The organism is Vibrio sp. TMPB1044, assembly GCF_030442075.1.
GTDB lineage: Bacteria > Pseudomonadota > Gammaproteobacteria > Enterobacterales > Vibrionaceae > Vibrio > Vibrio satsumensis.
Map to the genome: position 1 here is coordinate 1 of NZ_JAUJED010000073.1, position 320 is coordinate 320.

The 320-nt window shown below is 44.4% G+C and carries 1 protein-coding gene; it reads right to left on the minus strand.

From position 1 onward, the window contains the following. Positions 1–320, minus strand: a 320-nt coding sequence (locus tag QQ041_RS22275) for a reverse transcriptase domain-containing protein (RefSeq protein ID WP_285955082.1), incomplete at both ends; no start/stop codon positions are given.

Sequence of the window (320 nt, forward strand, 5' to 3'; positions counted from 1 at the left end):
TCAGAAAGCGCTAAACCTCTTTCTTGTAAGAAAGCCATCAGTTGCGGCTTAATGTCATTCACTAGGACTTCCTTTGAAGACCCCGTGATAACAAAGTCGTCAGCATAACCTATAAAGTTTACTCTGCTGCCTGTCTTGCGAGCGATAGATTTAATTAACTTTTCTAGTCCGACAAGAGTGAGCAACATCAGGGTGGGTGAAATTATCCCGCCTTGTGGTGTCCCCTCTGCCGTTTTGTAGAATAGCCCTTTGTCTATATAGCCACATTCCAGCCATTGCTTGAGCATCCTTTTGTCTGTCGGGACATTATCAAGTAGCCA